General features: G+C 59.6%; 19 protein-coding genes and 1 pseudogene. 10 read left to right on the plus strand and 10 right to left on the minus strand.

Going from position 1 to position 17,963, the window contains the following annotated elements:
* Position 1 precedes the first annotated feature (1 nt).
* The 4 genes from IB252_RS06990 to IB252_RS07005 all read left to right on the plus strand — a co-directional run bounded on the left by IB252_RS06990 (position 2) and on the right by IB252_RS07005 (position 5,318).
* Positions 2 to 1,567: a sugar ABC transporter ATP-binding protein gene (locus tag IB252_RS06990; protein WP_192407758.1), complete on the plus strand. Its 1,566-nt coding sequence runs from the start codon at positions 2 to 4 to the stop codon at positions 1,565 to 1,567.
* Positions 1,568 to 1,756: 189 nt separating this feature from the next.
* Positions 1,757 to 2,779 carry an ABC transporter permease gene (locus IB252_RS06995; RefSeq protein WP_008153855.1) on the plus strand — a complete coding sequence of 341 codons (1,023 nt, stop codon included), beginning with the start codon at positions 1,757 to 1,759 and terminating at the stop codon, positions 2,777 to 2,779.
* A gap of 328 nt (positions 2,780 to 3,107) precedes the next feature.
* Entirely contained in the window at positions 3,108 to 3,512 is a 405-nt protein-coding gene (locus IB252_RS07000; RefSeq protein WP_007907888.1) for a TraR/DksA family transcriptional regulator, read from the plus strand.
* A 201-nt stretch (positions 3,513 to 3,713) separates the two neighbouring features.
* Entirely contained in the window at positions 3,714 to 5,318 is a 1,605-nt protein-coding gene (locus tag IB252_RS07005) for a methyl-accepting chemotaxis protein (protein ID WP_192407760.1), read from the plus strand.
* A gap of 139 nt (positions 5,319 to 5,457) precedes the next feature.
* Here the strand turns inward: IB252_RS07005 and IB252_RS07010 are convergent, their stop codons facing one another.
* From IB252_RS07010 to IB252_RS07020, 3 genes are all read right to left on the minus strand, one after another.
* Positions 5,458 to 5,697 carry a DUF2789 domain-containing protein gene (locus tag IB252_RS07010; protein WP_033057641.1) on the minus strand — a complete coding sequence of 80 codons (240 nt, stop codon included), beginning with the start codon at positions 5,695 to 5,697 and terminating at the stop codon, positions 5,458 to 5,460.
* Positions 5,698 to 5,828: 131 nt separating this feature from the next.
* The gene (locus tag IB252_RS07015; protein ID WP_008151675.1) at positions 5,829 to 6,059 is read right to left on the minus strand and encodes a hypothetical protein; all 231 of its coding nucleotides are present in this window, start codon (positions 6,057 to 6,059) and stop codon (positions 5,829 to 5,831) included.
* A 158-nt stretch (positions 6,060 to 6,217) separates the two neighbouring features.
* Positions 6,218 to 6,466 (minus strand): hypothetical protein, encoded by a 249-nt coding sequence (locus IB252_RS07020; protein WP_111452117.1) that lies wholly within the window; start codon positions 6,464 to 6,466, stop codon positions 6,218 to 6,220.
* 411 nt (positions 6,467 to 6,877) lie between these two features.
* Here IB252_RS07020 and IB252_RS07025 point away from each other — a divergent pair, with 411 nt between their 5' ends.
* The 4 genes from IB252_RS07025 (at position 6,878) to IB252_RS07040 (ending at position 9,253) form a co-directional block, all read left to right on the plus strand.
* Complete coding sequence (locus IB252_RS07025; RefSeq protein ID WP_008151679.1) at positions 6,878 to 7,348, plus strand: hypothetical protein; 471 nt, start codon at positions 6,878 to 6,880, stop codon at positions 7,346 to 7,348.
* Positions 7,348 to 7,551: a hypothetical protein gene (locus IB252_RS07030; RefSeq protein ID WP_046048120.1), complete on the plus strand. Its 204-nt coding sequence runs from the start codon at positions 7,348 to 7,350 to the stop codon at positions 7,549 to 7,551. The genes IB252_RS07025 and IB252_RS07030 overlap by 1 nt, the downstream gene beginning before the upstream one ends.
* A gap of 118 nt (positions 7,552 to 7,669) precedes the next feature.
* Positions 7,670 to 8,686 carry an ABC transporter substrate-binding protein gene (locus tag IB252_RS07035; RefSeq protein WP_192407762.1) on the plus strand — a complete coding sequence of 339 codons (1,017 nt, stop codon included), beginning with the start codon at positions 7,670 to 7,672 and terminating at the stop codon, positions 8,684 to 8,686.
* A 129-nt stretch (positions 8,687 to 8,815) separates the two neighbouring features.
* Positions 8,816 to 9,253 (plus strand): DUF3995 domain-containing protein, encoded by a 438-nt coding sequence (locus tag IB252_RS07040; RefSeq protein WP_192407764.1) that lies wholly within the window; start codon positions 8,816 to 8,818, stop codon positions 9,251 to 9,253.
* Positions 9,254 to 9,379: 126 nt separating this feature from the next.
* Here IB252_RS07040 and IB252_RS07045 read toward each other — a convergent pair whose 3' ends face one another.
* From IB252_RS07045 to IB252_RS07075, 7 genes and pseudogenes are all read right to left on the minus strand, one after another.
* Positions 9,380 to 9,742, minus strand: a complete 363-nt coding sequence (locus IB252_RS07045) for a Na+/H+ antiporter subunit G (RefSeq protein ID WP_192407766.1) — start codon at positions 9,740 to 9,742, stop codon at positions 9,380 to 9,382.
* Complete coding sequence (locus IB252_RS07050; protein WP_008151692.1) at positions 9,739 to 10,017, minus strand: K+/H+ antiporter subunit F; 279 nt, start codon at positions 10,015 to 10,017, stop codon at positions 9,739 to 9,741. The genes IB252_RS07045 and IB252_RS07050 overlap by 4 nt, the downstream gene beginning before the upstream one ends.
* A complete protein-coding gene (locus tag IB252_RS07055) occupies positions 10,014 to 10,502 on the minus strand; it encodes a Na+/H+ antiporter subunit E (protein WP_192407768.1) in 489 nt (162 codons plus the stop codon). The genes IB252_RS07050 and IB252_RS07055 overlap by 4 nt, the downstream gene beginning before the upstream one ends.
* Positions 10,499 to 12,181, minus strand: a complete 1,683-nt coding sequence (locus tag IB252_RS07060) for a monovalent cation/H+ antiporter subunit D (RefSeq protein ID WP_192407769.1) — start codon at positions 12,179 to 12,181, stop codon at positions 10,499 to 10,501. Before IB252_RS07060 ends, IB252_RS07055 begins: the two co-directional genes overlap by 4 nt.
* Entirely contained in the window at positions 12,178 to 12,522 is a 345-nt protein-coding gene (locus tag IB252_RS07065) for a Na+/H+ antiporter subunit C (RefSeq protein ID WP_192407771.1), read from the minus strand. The genes IB252_RS07060 and IB252_RS07065 overlap by 4 nt, the downstream gene beginning before the upstream one ends.
* The gene (locus tag IB252_RS07070; RefSeq protein WP_192407773.1) at positions 12,522 to 15,440 is read right to left on the minus strand and encodes a monovalent cation/H+ antiporter subunit A; all 2,919 of its coding nucleotides are present in this window, start codon (positions 15,438 to 15,440) and stop codon (positions 12,522 to 12,524) included. The genes IB252_RS07065 and IB252_RS07070 overlap by 1 nt, the downstream gene beginning before the upstream one ends.
* A gap of 245 nt (positions 15,441 to 15,685) precedes the next feature.
* Positions 15,686 to 16,712, minus strand: a pseudogene (locus tag IB252_RS07075) (DMT family transporter).
* Between IB252_RS07075 and IB252_RS07080 the strand changes: the two are divergent.
* The gene (locus tag IB252_RS07080) at positions 16,707 to 17,270 is read left to right on the plus strand and encodes a helix-turn-helix domain-containing protein (protein ID WP_192407777.1); all 564 of its coding nucleotides are present in this window, start codon (positions 16,707 to 16,709) and stop codon (positions 17,268 to 17,270) included. The pseudogene IB252_RS07075 and the gene IB252_RS07080 sit on opposite strands and share 6 nt — an antisense overlap.
* A 130-nt stretch (positions 17,271 to 17,400) precedes the next feature.
* Positions 17,401 to 17,736 carry a hypothetical protein gene (locus tag IB252_RS07085; protein ID WP_192407779.1) on the plus strand — a complete coding sequence of 112 codons (336 nt, stop codon included), beginning with the start codon at positions 17,401 to 17,403 and terminating at the stop codon, positions 17,734 to 17,736.
* Positions 17,737 to 17,963 lie beyond the last annotated feature (227 nt).

A 17,963-nucleotide genomic window follows, 5' to 3' on the forward strand; every position in this document is an offset into this window, starting at 1 on the left:
CATGTTCGCTTCAGCGACTGCTTCGAGCACCCCGTTGGTGGGTATCCAGCCAGCTGCAACACTTGTCGATGAGCCGTACCTGCTGGAGATCATCAACGTCAGCAAGGGATTTCCCGGTGTGGTGGCCTTGTCCGATGTGCAGCTTCGGGTACGCCCCGGTTCCGTACTGGCCCTGATGGGCGAAAACGGCGCGGGCAAATCCACCCTGATGAAAATCATTGCCGGCATCTATCAGCCGGACGCCGGTGAACTGCGCCTGAGAGGCAAACCGGTGGTCTTCGAAACGCCATTGGCTGCGCTCCAGGCCGGAATCGCGATGATCCACCAGGAACTCAACCTGATGCCGCACATGAGCATCGCCGAGAACATCTGGATCGGCCGTGAGCAGCTCAACGGTTTCCACATGATCGACCACCGTGAAATGCATCGCTGCACGGCGAAACTGCTGGAACGCCTGCGGATCAACCTCGATCCAGAAGAGCTGGTCGGCAACCTGAGCATCGCCGAACGGCAGATGGTCGAGATCGCCAAAGCCGTGTCCTATGATTCCGACATCCTGATCATGGATGAACCGACCTCGGCCATCACCGACAAGGAAGTCGCGCATCTGTTCTCGATCATTGCCGACCTCAAGAGTCAGGGCAAAGGCATCATCTACATCACCCATAAAATGAACGAAGTGTTCAGCATCGCCGATGAAGTGGCGGTGTTCCGTGACGGCGCCTACATCGGCCTGCAACGTGCCGACAGCATGGACGGCGACAGCCTGATTTCGATGATGGTCGGCCGCGAGCTGAGCCAGTTGTTCCCGGTGCGTGAAAAGCCGATTGGCGATCTGCTGCTGTCGGTGCGCGACCTCAAACTGGAGGGCATTTTCAAGGATGTGTCTTTCGATCTGCATGCCGGCGAGATCCTCGGCATCGCCGGGTTGATGGGCTCGGGGCGGACCAACGTCGCCGAAGCGATTTTCGGCATTACCCCGAGCGACGGCGGCGAAATGCGTCTCGACGGCGAAGTGGTGCGCATCAGCGATCCGCACATGGCGATCGAGAAGGGCTTCGCGCTACTGACCGAAGACCGCAAGCTCAGCGGCCTGTTCCCGTGCCTGTCGGTGCTGGAGAACATGGAAATGGCGGTGTTGCCACATTACGCCGGCCACGGTTTCATCCAGCAAAAAGCCCTGCGCGCCTTGTGCGAGGACATGTGCAAGAAGCTACGGGTCAAAACCCCGTCGCTGGAGCAGTGCATCGACACCTTGTCCGGCGGTAATCAGCAGAAAGCCTTGCTGGCGCGCTGGCTGATGACCAATCCACGGGTCCTGATTCTCGACGAGCCGACCCGCGGTATCGACGTCGGCGCCAAGGCCGAGATCTACCGGCTCATTTCCTACCTGGCCAGCGAAGGCATGGCGGTGATCATGATTTCCTCGGAACTGCCGGAAGTGCTCGGCATGAGCGACCGGGTGATGGTCATGCACGAGGGCGACCTGATGGGCACCCTCGACCGCAGCGAAGCGACCCAGGAACGAGTGATGCAATTGGCCTCGGGCATGTCCGTACGCCATTGAGTCAAGGGTGAGCAGAGTCCAAGGGTGAACAGGGATTCTGTGGCGAGGGGATTTAGCGAAACGTCGCACCGCCCCGTTGGGCTGCGAAGCGGCCCCAAAAGAATGGGACTGCTGCGCAGTCCAACGGGGATAAATCCCCTCGCCACAGGTATGTATTCGATGCCGGATTTTTTAGAAGGGTGAGTGTTTATGAACGCGATACTGGAAAACAAGCCAGCAACCGCACCGGTCAAGAGTCGCCGGCGCTTTCCGACCGAGTTGAGTATTTTTCTGGTGCTGATTGGCATCGGCCTGGTTTTCGAAGTGTTTGGCTGGATCGTGCGCGACCAGAGTTTCCTGATGAACTCCCAGCGTCTGGTGCTGATGATTCTGCAGGTGTCGATCATCGGCCTGCTGGCGATCGGCGTGACCCAGGTCATCATCACCACGGGTATTGACCTGTCTTCCGGCTCGGTGCTGGCGCTGTCGGCGATGATCGCTGCCAGCCTGGCCCAGACGTCGGACTTCGCCCGGGCGGTGTTCCCGTCACTGACTGACTTGCCGGTGTGGATCCCGGTAATTGCCGGGCTCGGGGTGGGGCTGCTGGCAGGGGCGATCAATGGCAGCATCATTGCCATCACCGGCATCCCGCCGTTCATTGCCACTCTCGGCATGATGGTCTCGGCCCGTGGCCTTGCGCGTTACTACACCGAAGGCCAACCGGTGAGCATGCTCTCGGATTCCTACACGGCGATCGGACACGGCGCGATGCCGGTGATCATTTTCCTGGTGGTCGCGGTGATCTTTCACATCGCCCTGCGTTACACCAAGTACGGCAAGTACACCTACGCCATCGGCGGCAACATGCAGGCGGCGCGTACCTCAGGGATCAACGTCAAGCGGCATCTGGTGATCGTCTACAGCATCGCCGGTTTGCTGGCTGGCCTGGCGGGTGTGGTGGCGTCGGCACGGGCCGCGACCGGGCAGGCCGGGATGGGCATGTCTTATGAGCTGGACGCGATTGCCGCGGCAGTGATCGGCGGCACCAGCCTGGCCGGCGGAGTAGGGCGCATCACCGGCACGGTCATCGGCGCACTGATCCTCGGGGTCATGGCCAGCGGTTTCACCTTCGTCGGCGTCGATGCCTACATTCAGGACATCATCAAAGGCCTGATCATCGTGGTGGCAGTGGTCATCGATCAGTACCGCAACAAGCGCAAACTCAAGCGCTGAGCCACAGATAAAGCAGCCAATGCGCCACGCCTGACCCGCGTGGCGTAACCATTTGTCTTCTATATACAGCCGCTCGATTGAATTTCTTGCTATAAACGCACTCCGATAACCACTGCAAAGACTGCCATAGAGTACTTTCAGGGCTTTGTCGGACGAATTCGCTGTCTTTTCAGTTGCTGAGGCCTCAAGTCGGCCTTAGACTGCCGCCCCTCGTAAATTGAGTGCCGGGTGGCGCTTGGAATTAAACGGCGCCGTTCCGATGGCCGACCCAGGTCCGCCGGAACGCTCCCTAATTCGCCTTAATGCACGTTTTTTTATAGAGATATCAATGACAAAGGACAAGTTGCTGGCCATGCCGGCGGATGACTACATGAATGCCGAGCAACATGCTTTTTTCTCTGAGCTGTTGCAGAACATGAAAGTCGAAACCCATGAGCGCATCGAACAGAACCGCATCGCCATCGAAAGCCTGGACACCCCGGCCGATCCGGCCGACGCTGCTTCTGTTGAAGAAGAGCGCACCTGGCTGGTGAACGCGATCGATCGCGACCAGCGCATGCTGCCTCAGTTGGAACAGGCTCTGGAACGCATCAAGGAAGACAGCTTCGGCTGGTGCGACGACAGCGGCGAGGCCATTGGCCTGAAGCGCCTGCTGATCAGCCCGACCACCAAGTACTGCATCGAAGCTCAAGAGCGTCACGAACAGATCGACAAGCACCAGCGTCAGGCCTGATTTCGTAACGCCCCGCATCGCGGGCAAGCCTCACTCCTGTCAGGAGCAAGGCTTGCCCGCGATGCTTTTTTTCGTCTGCGAAAAACCCGCGTGCTTCTATTGATCTGCTGCAATACCCACTACTAATGGACCATAGATAATGGCCTTGTAGTGGCGTTTAATGCCGATACAACAATTAGAATTATGGGTGGGGTGACGAAGATGACGCGTGACGGATCTCTGGTTGCAGCAGCGTCTGCACCCGTGCTTTTGCCGAAAAACCTTTGGCTGACGCCGACCCTGCAAAGCATCGCCCTGATGCTCTTGTTGTGCGGCATGACGCTGGGCGGCTGGTCGCTTTACCTTGGCCTGCCATTGGCGGTGCTGGTGATCTGGCTACCTCGCTTACGCTCGCGCGCCATCCCTGAGGCAACGCCCATCGACAGCGCCAGCGCGATTGCCGAGCTGACTCGCGATCTTTCCTACACCACCAGTCATAACGCGTTGTCTGCCGCCGGTGTGGCCTTTTCGGTCAAGCAACTGGCCGACAAACTGCAGTCGCAGCTCGGTGCCGCGGCGCAGATTGTCAGCAACGCCGAAGTGATGATCGCGACCGAACAAGCCACCTCGACACTCAGCCGGGAAGCGCTCAGCGCGGCCAGCGAGGCTCATCGGAGCAGCGCGGCGGGACGTACGGAGCTGATCGAGTCCATCGCCCGTATGCATCAACTCAGTCAGCGCGCCAGTAACAGCCGTGAACTGATCGAAGCCCTGAGCCTGCGCAGTGATGATATCCAACGGGTCACCCTGGTGATCCAGTCCATCGCCAGCCAGACCAATCTGCTGGCATTGAACGCGGCTATCGAGGCGGCGCGGGCCGGCGAGCATGGTCGCGGATTTGCGGTGGTGGCCGATGAGGTTCGCGGTCTTGCCGCGCGCACGGCGACGGCCACCGGCGAAGTCGGGGAAATGGTCGCTGATATTCAGCACCGTACCGCGCAAGTGGTGGAGCAGATCCGTCAACTGTCCAGCGACCTCGACACCGGTGTCGAGCAGGTCGAGCACACTGGTCAGCACTTGGAGAACATTGCGCGTCTGGCTGCCGGTGTCGAAAGCCAGGTCGGGGAAATCGCCAGGGGCGCCGACACCAACCGCGAACAACTCGATAGCCTGTTTCACGCCATCGAACAGATGCGCAGCGATCTGGCGATCAGTGATCAACAGACCCAGCGTCTGGCCCAAGCCGCCGTGCAAATGGAAGGTCAGGCCGAAACCATCAGCGAACGCCTCGCCGAAGTCGGGCTGGATGACTATCACCAGCGGATTTATGACCTGGCCCGTGAAGGCGCGAGTCAGATCGCAGCGCGTTTCGAAGCGGATATCGATGAGGGCCGCGTCAGCCTCGATGACCTGTTTGACCGCAATTACCAAACCATTCCCGGCACCAGCCCGGCCAAGTACCAGACCCGCTTCGATCGCTACGCCGATCAGGTCTTGCCGGCGATCCAGGAGCCCTTGTTGCCGCGTCATGAAGGCCTGGTGTTCGCCATCGCCTGTACGCAGCAGGGCTATGTGCCGACCCACAACAAGGTCTTCAGCCAACCCCTGACCGGTGATGCCCAGGTCGATACCTTGCAGAACCGCACCAAACGCAAATTCGCCGATCGCACCGGGATTCGCTGTGGCAGCCATCAACAGGCCGTACTGCTGCAAACCTATACCCGCGACACTGGGGAACTGATGCACGACCTTTCGGTGCCCATCATGCTCAAGGGCCGGCATTGGGGTGGTTTGCGGTTGGGCTATAAACCCGAAAATCCTCGCTAGACGCGCGATGCCGGCTTTTGTGGCGAGGGGATTTATCCCCGTTGGGTCGCGAAGCGGCCCCAAAACATGGGCCTGCTACGCAGTCCAACGGGGATAAATCCCCTCGCCACAGGTTTTTCGTTGACTCAAGATATGTGGGCTAGTGGATCTGATGCATTCGCAGGTTCAGGTCGTCGACCACCCGCGCCCAATCCGCGTCTTCACGCAATTGTTCTTTCAGGAAGCCGGCTTGCTGCGGGGTCCAGAACTCGGCATCGATGAGTTTCTTGTCATCGGCCAGGGGGGAATGGCTGGCAATGAAATCGTCGATGGCCTTCTCGCTGGAGTCCAGGCCGAGTTGGTCGAACAAACCTTTCAAGTCGTGTGTCGGTGAATCCATGTTCATCTCCTTGCGAGTCGCGTCGAGTGCGAGATCTGAGGGGCGGCTTCAATACATCTGAGAGAGCCGCGCTTCAGGAGTTCGATGGCAATGTTCAAAAGCAGAGGTGAGCATAGACTGCAAACCGACTATCAGGCTTTCAATGCACCTTCATCGACGGCAACCTTCAGTGCCTTGGCGGCGTCCTGGGCGGCAACGGCGGCGACGTCCGAGGTCTTGAACCAGCGATCCTTCTCGACCTGGTGATAGGTCACGGTGGTCAGCGGTGGTTTGGCGCGCATGATAATGACTGCCTGGAATTCGCCTTCGACTTCTCTGGCTTCGCCCCGGATAAAAAATTCACCGATATCAAATTCCGTCACGTAGCCGCCTTCCCTTGAAAATATTCTGATGTTTTGAACGCCGCCCGCCCTGTGGACGGGTTTCATTGGTCGGGCAGTATGGCAGTAGTTGCATGCTGGCGGCTGAGTTAAGTCGCCGGCATGACGAAGCGTCTATGGAAATGAACGTGGCGGAACCGTCAATCGCGTAACTCGAGCGAGCGCGCAAGAGCGCAGGCTTCGTTATGATTGCCGCGGAAACCTCTGACGCGACCGGTGGAAGTTTCCTTGATATGAAAAAAGGCATTGCCGGCCAGAATGACCTGAAAGCGTGGCCGGGCGGGCTCTTCAGGGTAGTATTCATGCGGTTGAAACATCCCGGGGGGCAGTGTTGTCGAGCTGTTCGTGTTAGGCGCCTGAGGGTGAGCAAAATGTGTCAGCGTGCACATATGAAGTCCTTTTCGTTGTTTTACCGACGTGCGTACGTGGTTTTGGGTAGTCTCGAAGAGCATCGCTGCTCTAGAATCACCGTCAGTGTTTGGCGATCGATGTTCATCTAAAGCAATTTTTTGCTGGCGATATGTCGGAAAAGTGCTTTTGTTAAAGAGATTTTTCCCTAAAGTTGGTAGTCCCGTTTTTCTGGCCGTCGGAAGGGCTTTTTCCTTCAACCTCTGACGAACGCCAGGCAAGACGACGTGAGTGCTGTTCGAGTAGTCTTCTCAAGCCTCGCGATGGATGAGCCCTCTGCTCGTTTCAGGATTTCAACCCGGGTCTTTTTGCGACACCTTCGGCATTGCCGCTTTTTTCTGCTGTGCGCTGTTTTAGCGTGCAGCATCATTTTCATATGTGGGGATGTTTCCTTGGCAGTAAGTAATCTCGATATGCATGCTTTGTTCGTGCTGGGTGATTTGCGCGCAAAGCTGGTTAAACAGTTCCAGTCACGTTTTGTTTACATCACCGAACAGAACGCTGAAGGCATTTATATTGCCGAGATCGACACCGAAGAGGCGCTGGTGGTTGATGACAAACCGGGGCTTAAACTCAAGGTCGGCGATCATTTCAGCGCCTCTGTATTGCCCAGCCGCGAAGGCGGCAAGCTGGACATCAAGTTCCGTGAAATCAAACTGACGGTGTACGGCCTGGGTGATTACGCGTTCGTCACCACCGCTGATGGCCACGGGATTGTGTTCAAGGAAGGTCATAGCGTGGTGATGGTGTTCGCCGCTCACCAACAGTTGCAGGAAGGCCTGACCAAAACCCTGAAAGCCGTGACCGCCAAGGCGGCCAAGTGGCGCAAAGGGGAACTGGTCACCTTCAAGGCCAGCGAATAATGACCCTGACCCGTGCCGACTTCCACGAACAGAACCAGGCCAGTGCGCAAGCCGAAGCCCAGCGGATGTTCGACCAGAAGGCTGTTTTGCAAGGTGCATGGCTGGGTTGGGTGGCGTCACAGATCTATACGTTGCGTCCGGCGGAGTACGCCAGCATGGTACGAAGGGCGTTGGCGCGCTTGCAGGAACCTTCCGAAAACTGATTGACCTCCCTCGAAAGCAGGAACCTCTACTACAGTCAGTGGACTGAGTATTCAGAGGCTTTGCGGTCTTCTGCCAGGCCATCCTGCTATTGCTGTGAACAGCACGAGGTGCAAAAGCATGAACGGATTTCGACGGTTGCTGGCCGCTACCCTGGCCACTTTCGGATTGTTGGCTTCACCCGTTTCGGTGTTCGCTGCCCAGGCGCCGATCCACTTCGCCGACCTGAACTGGGAAAGCGGCAGCCTGATCACCGATATCCTGCGGATCATCGTCGAGAAGGGCTACGGGCTGCCGACCGATACCTTGCCGGGGACGACCATCACCCTGGAGACCGCGCTGGCCAACAATGACATTCAGGTGATTGGCGAAGAATGGGCCGGTCGCAGTCCGGTCTGGGTCAAGGCGGAGGCAGAAGGCAAAGTCGCGAGTCTCGGCGATACGGTCAAGGGCGCCACCGAAGGCTGGTGGGTACCCGAATATGTGATCAAAGGCGACCCGGCGAAAGGCATCAAGCCGCTGGCGCCAGGCCTGCGCAGTGTCAGCGACCTGCCGAAATACAAAGGCGTGTTCAGCGATCCGGAAACCCCGGGCAAGGGGCGCTTCCTCAACAGCCCGATCGGCTGGACGTCGGAAGTGGTCAACAAACAGAAACTCAAGGCGTATGGGCTGGACGACAGCTATGTGAATTTCCGCAGCGGTTCAGGGGCAGCACTGGATGCGGAGATCAGTTCTTCGATTCGACGCGGCAAACCGGTACTGTTCTATTACTGGTCGCCAACACCTTTGCTCGGCCGCTTCAAACTGATTCAGCTCGAAGAGCCGCCGTTCGACGCCGATGCCTGGAAAACCCTGACCGACGCCGACAACCCGAATCCGAAACCGACGCGCTCACTGCCCTCGAAGCTGTCCATCGGCGTGTCCACGCCATTCCAGAAACAGTATCCGCAGATTGTCGAGTTCTTCACCAAGGTCGACTTGCCCATCGATCCATTGAACAAGGCACTGGCCGAGATGAGCGAAAAACACACTCCGCCACGGCAGGCGGCGCAGACGTTCATGAAGGCGCACCCGGAAGTGTGGCAGGCATGGGTGCCCAAGGATGTGGCCGACAAGGTGTCTGCAGAATTGAAGTAAAAAGTGGGCCATGGCGGAACAAAGTCAGCGATCAGTGCTGGTGGCCGTCCGCCATTGCTGACGAATACCCTTACAAAATCGTGCAAGTAAGTTCATCCTGCTGCGACATTTCACGCTGGAAGTCCGAACATGAGCCTATTGATCGCGCAATGGATGGCTGCCATCTTCCTGTTGATCAGCCTGATCCACCTGTACTGGGCGGCAGGTGGCAAGTTGGGTAGCGAGGCGGCGGTCCCGCGAATATCCGCAGAGGGCGGCGGGGAATCCAAGCCGGCCTTCAAACCTTCAGGCTTTGCCACGTTGCTGGTGGCGGTGGGGTTGCTGCTGATTGCGATGCTGGTGTGCTTGCGGGTCGGGCTGTATCTGCCGACGGTGCAGCACTGGTCGCTGCAATGGGTGATCAGCGCCATTGCGATGCTGATGTTCGCCAGGGCGATCGGCGATTCGCATCTGATGGGGTTCTTCAAGCAGGTGAAGGATTCGAAGTTTGCCCGGCTCGACACCTGGGCGTATTCGCCGTTGTGTGTGGTGTTGGGGGCAGGGTTGTTGGCAGTCGCCTGGATTTGAGTTGCTGCTAAAAGCATCGCGGGCAAGTCGGGTCGCCGCACCGCTTGCTCCCACAGGATCGTGCAAAACCTGTGGGAGCGAGCCTGCTCGCGATGAGGCCCCACCAATCAACACAAAAACTCAATTTTAACTCCAGCTCTCCGTGCGCCGACTGCTCACCTCAGCCGGCACATCATCCCCCGCCATACGCTTGCGAAACAGCGCCGCCCGCGCCAGCAGCAACGTAGTCACCGGCACCGTAATCGACAACAGAATCGGAATCAGCCAGGCATGCAGCACCGGCCCGGATTTGAGTGCCGAAAAGTAAATGATCGAGGCCAGCGCCACGCACCAGGCGCCCAAGGTCGATGCCAGCGCCGGCGGGTGCATGCGCTGGAAGTAGTCCTTCATCCGCACCAGGCCAATGGCGCCGATCAGCGTAAAGAGACTGCTGAGCACCAGCAGGATCGCCACCGGGATTTCAACCCACAGAGACAGTTCAGCGCTCATTCGATCACCTCGCCACGCAGCAGGAATTTCGCCAGGGCAAACGAGCCGACGAAGCCGAACAGCGCAATCAGCAGCGCCGCCTCGAAGTAAGTGTCACTGGCATAACGAATGCCCAGCGCCAGCATCATCAGCATCGCGATGATGTACAGGTAGTCCAGCGCCAGAACCCGGTCCTGGGCCGACGGCCCCTTGAACAGGCGGATCAGGGTCAGAATCATCGCCAGCGAAAAGATGAACAGGCTCAGCAGGATTGCGTTCGACAGCAAGGCGCTCATTCGAAGATCTCCATCAAGGGGCGCTCGTAGGTCGCCTTGAAGTGCTGGATGAACAGCGCTTCGTCATCCAGATCGAAGACGTGCAACAACAAAATGCTGCGGTCCAGCGCCAGTTCCGACCACACGGTGCCGGGAATCACCGTGCAGATCATCGACAGCGCCGCCAGGCCGTTGGCGTCGCGCAAGTCCAGCGGCACCTTGATGAACTGCGAGCGCGGTGGACGGCGACCGGCGTTGAGCACGCCCCAGGCCACGGCGAGGTTGGACACCACCACATCGCGACCGACCAGAAAGAACAAACGCACAATCACCCCCGGCCGACGAATGCGGATCGGCAGCGGTCGCAGCTTGCGCATCATCAACGGCGCACAAAACCCCAGCACTGCGCCCAGCAGCAGATTGCCGGGACTCATCGACAGGTTCAACACCAGCCACAGCAACCACAGGGCCAGCGACAACCAGGGAGCAGGGAACAGACGCTTCATGGTGTGACCTCCGCTACCGCGGCTTTGGCTTCCGGGCTTGGAATCGTACGGGTGCCGAGCACCGCCATCACGTATTGCTGCGGATTGTTCAAGGCTTGAGCGGCCGCCTGGGTGTAGCGCAGCAGCGGTTCAGCCTTGAAGGTCAGCGCAATGCTCAAGCCCAACAGCGCAATGATCGGCACGCATTCGAAACGTCGCAGCAACGGCGACGGCCGTTCCTCGGGCGTCCAGAAACGCTGGATGCCCAAGCGCGAGAAGGCGATCAACGACGCCAGCCCGGACAGGATCAGCAACGCCAGCAAGCCCCACGCAGCATTTGAAATCGGCTCATCGCCGCCATTGCCCAGGCCCAACGGATTGAGCAGGGCGCTGAGCAAGCCGAGTTTGCCAATGAATCCCGAGAGCGGCGGCATGCCGATAATCAACAGCGAGCAGGCAATGAAGCTCAACCCGAGGAACGCCATGGTCCAGGGAATCACCTGGCCGACCACGGCTTTCTGCTCGTCATCGAGGTTGATGCCTTTGGGCGGCTGCAAGGATTCCATCGGTCGCGGCAGATCGCCGTCATCGAAAAGCGGCATTTCATTGGCCGAACGCGAACGCTCGATCAACTCGGCCAACAGGAACAACGCGCTCAACGCCAGGGTCGAGCTGACCAGGTAGAACAGCGCCGCGCCGATCAGGTTGGGCTGGGCGAAACCGATGGCCGACAGCAGAATCCCGGCGGACACCAGAATGCTCAGGCTGGCCAGGCGCTCCAGTCGTTGTGCGGCGAGAATCGCCACGGCGGCGCAGACGATGGTCGCCATGCCGCCGTAGATCAGCCAGTCGCCGCCAAAGTACGCCGACGCGCCGGCCTGACCAGAGAACAGCAGGGTCCACAGACGTAGCAAGGTGTAGACGCCGACCTTGGTCATGATCGCGAACATTGCCGCCACCGGTGCGCTGGCTGCGGAGTAGGCCGGCACCAGCCAGAAGTTCAGCGGCCACATCCCGGCCTTGGCCAGGAACGCCACGGCCAGAATCCCCGCGCCGGCATGCAGCAGGCCGCGATCGGCTTCCGGCACCAGCGGAATTTTCAGCGCCAGGTCGGCCATGTTCAGGGTGCCGGTGACGCCGTAGATCAACGCCGCGCCGATCAAAAACAGCGACGAGGCCAGCAGGTTGATCGAGATGTAATGCAGCCCCGACGATACCCGCGACCGACCCGAACCGTGGAGCATCAGGCCATAAGAGGCCGCCAGCAACACTTCAAAAAACACAAACAGGTTGAACAGGTCCGCCGTCAGGAATGCGCCGTACAGGCCCATCATCTGAATCTGGAACAGCGCGTGGAAACTCGAACCGGCGCCGTCCCAGCGGGCCATGGCGAACAGCAAGGCGCTGACGCCGATGATCCCGGTCAGCACCAGCATCAGCGCCGAGAGTCGATCGACCACCAGCACGATACCGAACGGCACCTGCCAGTTGCCCGGCAAGTACACGCCGATGGAGCCGGGGACGCCCGTCTCCTGAGTCCATTGCAGCAACAGCACGGCAATGCCCAACCCCACCAGGCTGGAAAACAGGTTGATCTTGGCCTTCAGCGGACGGTGTTTCTCCCCCAGCATCAGCATCATGGCGGCGGTCAGCAGCGGCAGCAGAATCGGTGCAGCGATCAAATGCGGCATCAGATTCATTCTTTAGGCTCCCGGCCATCCACATGGTCGGTACCGGTCAGGCCCCGGGAAGCCAGCAGCACCACCAGAAACAACGCAGTCATGGCGAAACTGATCACGATGGCGGTCAATACCAGCGCTTGCGGCAGCGGGTCGGTGTAGTGCAACAGGTCCTGAGGCACGCCGACCTTGATGTTCGGTTCCTTGCCGATGAACAGACTGCCCATGCTGAAGATGAACAGGTTGACGCCGTAGGACAGCAGGCACAGGCCCATCACCACCTGAAACGTCCGTGGCCGCAGGATCAGCCAGACGCCGGACGCGGCCAGCACGCCGATGGCGATTGCGATGACTTCTTCCATCAGACGGTTCCTTGCATGGCGACGGATCGAGGCAGGGCAGCGGTCTTGTGACCCCGTACCGATTGGTGGGCGAGGGCGGTGAGAATCAACAGGGTCGAACCGACCACCACGGCGTACACGCCAATGTCGAAGAACAGCGCACTGGCGATGTGAATGTCACCGAACACCGGCAGTCCGAAATGCCAGGTGTGGGTGGTCAGGAACGGATACCCGACGGCCATCGCCCCGAGCCCGGTGACCGTGGCAAACAGCAGGCCCGTGCCCATCCAGCGCAACGGTCGCAGGCTCATTTGCGCTTCGACCCACTGGGTGCCAGCGACCATGTATTGCAGGATGAACGCCACCGACATCACCAGACCCGCGACAAAGCCGCCGCCCGGCTGATTGTGGCCGCGCATGAACAGGTAGACCGACACCACGAACGCAATCGGCAGCAGCAGGCGAACCAGCACCGCCGGCACCATCATGAAACCGAGCGCGGTGTCGCTGGCGTGACGCGGGTTGACCAGGTCGGTGACCACGTCCGGTGCCAGCAGACGCTGCTGGGCGGGCAACTGCAGGCTTTCTTTTGGCGGGCGGAAGCGTCGCAGCAGGGCAAACACGGTCAGCGCCACGGCCACCAGCACGGTAATTTCACCGAGGGTGTCGAAGCCGCGGAAGTCCACCAGCATCACGTTGACCACGTTGCTGCCGCCGCCTTCGGGCAGGGCACGGCTGAGGTAGAACGAGGAAATATCGTTCGGCGTCTGGCGCGTCAGCATCGCGTAGGCCAGCAACGCCATGCCGCCACCGACCACGGTCGACAGCAGCAAGTCGCGGATACGGCGGATGCGCGCCTTGCGCAGGGTGCTCGGCAACGGCGACACCTCTTCGATCCGTCGCGGTAGCCAGCGCAGCCCGAGGAGGATCAACACCGTGGTCACCACTTCCACGGCCAATTGCGTCAGCGCCAGGTCTGGCGCCGAGAACCAGACGAAGGTGATGCAGGTCATCAGGCCGCAGACGCTGACCATGGTCAGGGCCGCGAGCCGGTGATACTTGGCCTGCCATGCCGCGCCGAGGGCGCAGGCAATCGCCAGCAGCCAGAGGGTCACGAACACGATCGAACCCGGAATCTTCGGCCGGTCGCCCCAGCTCAGGCTGCTGTGGAGCATCGGGATCAACCCGGCCAACACGGCCGCGAGCACCACCAGGAACAATTGGGTTTGCAGGCGCTTGGTGCTGATCCGCCGCTCGAAACGACGGGCCAGGCGCATCATGATCACCAGGCCGCGTTCGAACAGGCGCTTGCCGTTGAACCGGCCAATGATCGGCGGGTACTTGAAGCGCCCGTGTTTGAGCTGATTGCGCAACAGCAGATAAAGCACGATGCCGCAGGACATGGCGATCAGGCTCATGATCATCGGCGCGTTCCAGCCGTGCCAGATCGCCAGGCTGTATTCAGGCAAGGTGCCGCCCACCACCGGCAGGGCAGCCGCGGCCAGCAACGGGCCGACCACCTGCGCCGGGAAAATCCCCACGACCAGGCAGGCGAACACCAACAACTCCACCGGCGCGCGCATCCAGCGGGGCGGCTCGTGCGGGGTGTGCGGCAAGTCGGTGGCGGTCGGGCCGAAGAACACGTCGACGGTAAAGCGCAGCGAGTAGGCGACGCTGAAGGTCCCGGCGATGGTCGCGACGATCGGCAGCGTCATCTCGATCCAGGCTGTGGCATTGATGAACACGGTTTCGGCGAAGAACATCTCTTTGGAGAGGAAACCGTTGAGCAGCGGGACACCGGCCATGGAAGCGCTGGCGACCATGGCCAGGGTGGCGGTGAACGGGATCAGCTTGACCAGGCCGCTGAGCTTGCGAATGTCCCGGGTGCCGCTTTCATGGTCGATGATCCCGGCGGCCATGAACAGCGAGGCCTTGAAGGTCGCATGGTTGAGAATGTGGAACACCGCGGCCACAGCGGCCAGCGGACTGTTCAGGCCCAGCAGCAAGGTGATCAGACCGAGGTGGCTGATGGTCGAGTAGGCCAGCAAACCTTTGAGGTCGTTCTGGAACATCGCGCAGTACGCGCCGAGCAACAGGGTGCAGGCACCGGCACCGCTGACGATGTAGAACCATTGTTCACTGCCGGACAGCGACGGCCACAGTCGTGCGAGGAGAAACACCCCGGCCTTGACCATGGTCGCCGAGTGCAGATAGGCCGAAACCGGTGTCGGCGCCGCCATGGCGTGGGGCAGCCAGAAGTGGAAGGGGAATTGCGCGCTTTTGCTCAGGGCGCCGATCAGGATCAGGGGCAGCAGAATAGGGTAGAGGGCGTGTGCGCGAATCAGGTCGCCGGCGGCCAGGACCTTGTCCAGGTCATAGCTGCCGACCACATGGCCGAGCAGCATGACCCCCGCCAGCAGACACAAACCGCCTGCGCCGGTGACCATCAGCGCCATATAAGCACCGCGTCGCGCATCGGCGCGGTGGTGCCAGTAGCCGATCAACAGGAATGAAAAGAGGCTGGTCAGCTCCCAGAAAAACACGATCTGGATCAGGTTGCCGGAGATCACCAGCCCGAGCATGGCGCCCATGAACGCCAGAAAAAACGCGAAGAACCGCGGCACCGGATCGTCCGGCGACATATAGTAGCGGGCGTACAACGAAACCAGCGTGCCGATGCCCAGCACCAGCATCGAGAACAGCCAGGCGAACCCGTCCATGCGCAGGACGAAGTTCAGGCCCAGGCTGGGCAACCAGAAAAACTCTTCGCGGATCACGCCGCCATCGGCGATTTGCGGGTACAGCAGAGCGACCTGGACGGTGCCTATCAAGGCAACCAGGCCCGCCAACAAAGATTCGGTGTTACGCGCGTTGTGCGGCAGCAAGGCTGCCAGACAGCTGCCGATAAAAGGCAGAAGCAGTAGAACTATCAGGGACATAGGCTTCTAATCTGCGGAAGTTTGTGAAGCATCATACGTGCCAGCTCCCGGATCACCAAACGCCAAGCTGTCTCAGAATCCTACAAGGTAGACGGAAAAAACCTGATTCACATTGTTTCAAAGTTCTGTATGCCGCAGGTCTGGCCCCTTCGCGAGCAGGCTCGCTCCCACAGGGGAATGCATTCCAAATGTGGGAGCGAGCCTGCTCGCGAAGGCGATCTACCAGACGCTACAGATCTTGAAGCTTAACCCTGTGTTTCCTGCTCCAACTCTTCCTCTGTCGCCGCAGCCTTACCCTTGGTCTTCAACTCACTGACAATCACCGCCGCCACAATCAATCCCGCACCCACCAACGCAATCGCCGGCAACCGCTCCCCGGCAATCCTTCCGACAATCCCGGCCCACACCGGCTCACCGGCATAGATCAGCGTCGCCCGGGTCGGCGAAACGCTCTTCTGCGCCCAGTTCATCGCCACTTGAATCGCCGCACTGGCCGCGCCCAAGCCCAACGCGCTACATAACAGCAGCCAGGAGAAGTCCGGAATCCTTTCCTGAGTCGGCACCACCATCAAAAACGCCAGCACCGAGGTGACCGCCAATTGCACCACCGTCACCCGTCGCACATCGACCTGGCCAGCATAGGTGCTGATCAGAATGATCTCTGCCGCAATCGCCACGGCGCTGATCAACGTGGCGATTTCGCCAGGGCTGAAATTGAACGAGGCACCCGCCGGTCCTGACAGCAACATCAACCCGGTAAACGCCAACATGATCCCGATGCTCGGCATCAACCCAGGACGCCGTCCCAGCACCAGCCATTGCAGCAACGGCACAAAGGGCACGTACAACGCGGTAATAAACGCTGACTGACTGCTGGGAATGCTCTGCAACCCGACGGTCTGCAAACCATAACCGAGCATGATCGCCACGCCGATAAAGGCCCCGGCCTTCAATTCGAACAGGGTCAGATCACGCAGGTGTCGCCAGGAAAACAGCGCAACAATGATCGCCGCCGCGGCAAAGCGCAGGCCAACGAAGAACATCGGCCCGCTGACGGTCATCGCATGTTGCACCAGCAAGAAGGTGCCGCCCCAGACCATGGTGATCAGCACAAGCACGCACTCGGCCTTGCTGAACCGCGAGAAACGGGAGGAAGTGTGAGGGGTATTCACCGACGTCATGAGCTTGCGCGCTACCTGAAGGGGGACGCACAATGCGCCGAATGTTGCGCAGTATACTGCCCAACCCCACCGAGTGAGCAATATAGTGCACAAAGATTCCACGCAGCGGGCTTCGGTCCTCCAGCACGTCAGCCAGAACGTTCGACGCTTGCGCCACGCCGCCGACATGAGCCAGGCGACGCTGGCGGAAAAATCCGGCGTCAGCCGCCGGATGTTGGTGGCCATCGAGGCCGGCGAGAAGAATGTCAGCCTGACCACCCTCGACCGCGTGGCCGAAGCGCTCGACGTCGCATTCAGCGACCTGATCCAGGCCCCGGATGCCCGCGACCCGAGCCGCATCAACGAAGTGGCCTGGGCCGGGAAGATTCCTGGCAGCAAAGCCGTTTTACTGTCCAAAGCCACGGCTACCCGCGAGGTGGAACAGTGGGAATGGTGTCTGCAACCAGGGGAGATTTATCCGTCGCAACCGGACGCCGAGGGCTGGAGTGAGCAGATCTACGTGTTCGAAGGCTGCCTGACGCTGATGCTGGGTGAAACACCCCATGAGATCGCTGCCGGCGAGTTCTACATGTTCGCCAGCAATCAGCCCCATGCCTATCGCAACGATGGGCCGGTGACGGCGCGGTTTGTGCGAAATGTGGTGATTTGATCGGCGCTGATTTCGCCACGTCAAACACATATATACCTGTTACTTCTTACAGTAGACGATTGGCCTCGGATCCAGATATTGATGAGTGCACCGGTGGATGACGGTCCACTCCTCAACATTGGGTTCGTAAATGTCTATTCATCACAGAAAGCCGTCAGCGCTTTTACCTGCACCCGTACTGCCGGTGGCCTGCGGCGACATTGTCTTTCTCGAAGATGTCGTAGCCGGCGCCCAGGTCGATATTGTATTGAGCCGGGGTGTTTATCCGGGCATCCCGGTAACCCTCGAATACAACAATGGCGGCACTTCCAAAACATTAACGACCCCACTTACTGGAGGTGGGGCATCATTTGTGATTCCTGCTTGCGCGTTCATCAACAGTTCGGGAATGCGGATTCGGTATTGGGTCGACGATCCATTCCAACAAAGCGAAGTGCTCGATTTAGGTGTGTCGATGCGCTTGTGAGGCAGGCCTGACTGTTGGCAGGGGAACCGTGATTGAATATATTGCATTTTTTAGTGAGTGTGTTTTCGTTGAACAAGCCATAAGTAGCTGATTAATAACCCTATTAATAACAGGCACGACTTCTGTAACTGATCTGGGTATTCACCCGCAATGATGGGGCCGTGGCCGCACGGTTTGTTCGTAATATTGTGATTTGACCTCTTACCGCTGATCGGAAAGGGTGGGGT

Origin of the sequence: Pseudomonas sp. PDM10 (assembly GCF_014852295.1) — a bacterium.
In the GTDB taxonomy this organism is placed as follows: domain Bacteria; phylum Pseudomonadota; class Gammaproteobacteria; order Pseudomonadales; family Pseudomonadaceae; genus Aquipseudomonas.

Coding starts and splice junctions, on each gene's coding strand:
- IB252_RS07065 (WP_192407771.1), bottom strand. CDS start 12,522: ATGGAAGAAGTCATCGCAATCGCCATCGGCGTGCTGGCCGCGTCCGGC.
- IB252_RS07055 (WP_192407768.1), bottom strand. CDS start 10,502: ATGAAGCGTCTGTTCCCTGCTCCCTGGTTGTCGCTGGCCCTGTGGTTG.
- IB252_RS07045 (WP_192407766.1), bottom strand. CDS start 9,742: ATGAGCGCTGAACTGTCTCTGTGGGTTGAAATCCCGGTGGCGATCCTG.
- IB252_RS06995 (WP_008153855.1), top strand. CDS start 1,757: ATGAACGCGATACTGGAAAACAAGCCAGCAACCGCACCGGTCAAGAGT.
- IB252_RS07030 (WP_046048120.1), top strand. CDS start 7,348: ATGACCCTGACCCGTGCCGACTTCCACGAACAGAACCAGGCCAGTGCG.
- IB252_RS07040 (WP_192407764.1), top strand. CDS start 8,816: ATGAGCCTATTGATCGCGCAATGGATGGCTGCCATCTTCCTGTTGATC.
- IB252_RS06990 (WP_192407758.1), top strand. CDS start 2: ATGTTCGCTTCAGCGACTGCTTCGAGCACCCCGTTGGTGGGTATCCAG.
- IB252_RS07070 (WP_192407773.1), bottom strand. CDS start 15,440: ATGTCCCTGATAGTTCTACTGCTTCTGCCTTTTATCGGCAGCTGTCTG.
- IB252_RS07035 (WP_192407762.1), top strand. CDS start 7,670: ATGAACGGATTTCGACGGTTGCTGGCCGCTACCCTGGCCACTTTCGGA.
- IB252_RS07050 (WP_008151692.1), bottom strand. CDS start 10,017: ATGAGCGCCTTGCTGTCGAACGCAATCCTGCTGAGCCTGTTCATCTTT.
- IB252_RS07060 (WP_192407769.1), bottom strand. CDS start 12,181: ATGAATCTGATGCCGCATTTGATCGCTGCACCGATTCTGCTGCCGCTG.
- IB252_RS07005 (WP_192407760.1), top strand. CDS start 3,714: ATGACGCGTGACGGATCTCTGGTTGCAGCAGCGTCTGCACCCGTGCTT.
- IB252_RS07000 (WP_007907888.1), top strand. CDS start 3,108: ATGACAAAGGACAAGTTGCTGGCCATGCCGGCGGATGACTACATGAAT.
- IB252_RS07085 (WP_192407779.1), top strand. CDS start 17,401: ATGTCTATTCATCACAGAAAGCCGTCAGCGCTTTTACCTGCACCCGTA.
- IB252_RS07020 (WP_111452117.1), bottom strand. CDS start 6,466: ATGTGCACGCTGACACATTTTGCTCACCCTCAGGCGCCTAACACGAAC.
- IB252_RS07010 (WP_033057641.1), bottom strand. CDS start 5,697: ATGGATTCACCGACACACGACTTGAAAGGTTTGTTCGACCAACTCGGC.